Origin of the sequence: Kocuria sp. 2SI, from assembly GCF_005502825.1 — a bacterium.
Taxonomy (GTDB): domain Bacteria; phylum Actinomycetota; class Actinomycetes; order Actinomycetales; family Micrococcaceae; genus Kocuria; species Kocuria palustris.
This window is the reverse complement of sequence record NZ_SCNB01000055.1, coordinates 1-1,302: the sequence shown is the minus strand read 5'-3', so window position 1 is coordinate 1,302 and position 1,302 is coordinate 1. Positions and strand designations below refer to the sequence as shown.

1 protein-coding gene and 1 other annotated feature are annotated in these 1,302 nt (G+C 63.5%); the gene reads left to right on the top strand.

Annotated elements, in window-relative coordinates; genetic code table 11:
* Nucleotides 1–52: 52 nt before the first annotated feature.
* A protein-coding gene (locus FFS25_RS13295; RefSeq protein ID WP_246076017.1) for an IS3 family transposase occupies nucleotides 53–1,272 on the top strand; the annotation gives its coding sequence in 2 pieces (ribosomal slippage) (nucleotides 53–332 and nucleotides 332–1,272; 1,221 coding nt in all).
* Nucleotides 331–444 (top strand) — a sequence feature (AL1L pseudoknot). It overlaps the preceding gene by 114 nt.
* Nucleotides 1,273–1,302: the final 30 nt, after the last annotated feature.

The window sequence follows — 1,302 nt, the reverse complement described above, 5'->3', positions numbered from 1 at the left end:
TGAATCGCCCCGGGTTTAATGGAGACATCGATAACCCGGAAGGATGGGCGGCATGGTCGCACCACGAAAGTACCCCGACGAGCTACGCGAGCGAGCCACGAGGATGGCGATCGATGCGCGCAAAGATCCCGAAGCTCGCAGGGGCGCGTTCAATCGGATCGGCGAGCAACTCGGTGTCCACCCCGAAGCGCTGCGTACCTGGGTGAAGAAGGCCGAGGTTGATGAAGGCCTCAGGCCGGGTACTACGTCGGAAGACGCGGCTCGGATGGCGGAGCTTGAACGGGAGAACCGCGAGCTCAGGCGCGCGAACACGATCCTGCGGCAAGCCTCGGCTTTCTTCGCGGCGGAGCTCGACCGCCCCTCGCGGTGATGTGCGCGTTCATCGACGCGCACAGGGATGAGCACGGGGTCGAGCCGATCTGCAGGGTGCTGCAGATCGCCCCGAGCAGCTACTACGCCCACCGCACCCGCAAGCCTTCACCAAGGCGCCGGCGGGATGCGGAGCTGACAGAGGAGATCAGGCAGGTGCACGAGGAGAACTACGGCGTCTACGGAGCGCGTAAGGTCTATGCCGAACTACGCAGACAGGGCCACGAGGTGGCCCGGTGCACCGTGGAGCGGCTGATGAGGACGGCGGGACTCCGCGGCGTGAGCCGAGCCAAGGGGCCCCGGACGACGAAGCCGGCCCCGGAGACGGACAGGCCTGCGGATCTCGTCAATCGTGACTTCACGGCCGAGGCGGTCAATCAGTTGTGGGTCGCGGATATTACGTATGTGCGGACGTTCGTCGGATGGGCGTATGTCGCGTTCGTCTTGGATGTGTTCTCTCGTCGGATCGTGGGCTGGCAGGTGTCAACGCGGTTGTACACGGCGTTGGCGATCGATGCGTTGGAGATGGGGATCTGGACACGTCGGCGTGATGGTGACGATCTGTCCGGTCTGGTCCATCACAGCGACCGCGGAGTTCAGTATCGTGCCGTGCGCTACGCGGAGCGACTCGCGGTGGAGGATGCTGTCGCGTCGGTCGGGTCCCGTGGTGACTCGTATGACAACGCGATGGCGGAGGCTTTGAACTCGTTGTTCAAGGCTGAGTTGGTCCGGAATCACGGGCCGTGGCGGGATGTGTCGCATGTCGAGGTCGCGATCGCGGAGTGGGTCGATTGGTACAACCATCGCCGTCTTCATGGCGAGATCGGGCACGTGCCTCCTGTCGAGTTCGAAGTAGTCCACGCGCAGCTGCCTGCTCGGGCGTTGGCATCAATTTCCAGATAGAAATCCCTCTACAAAACTCGGGGCTTGACA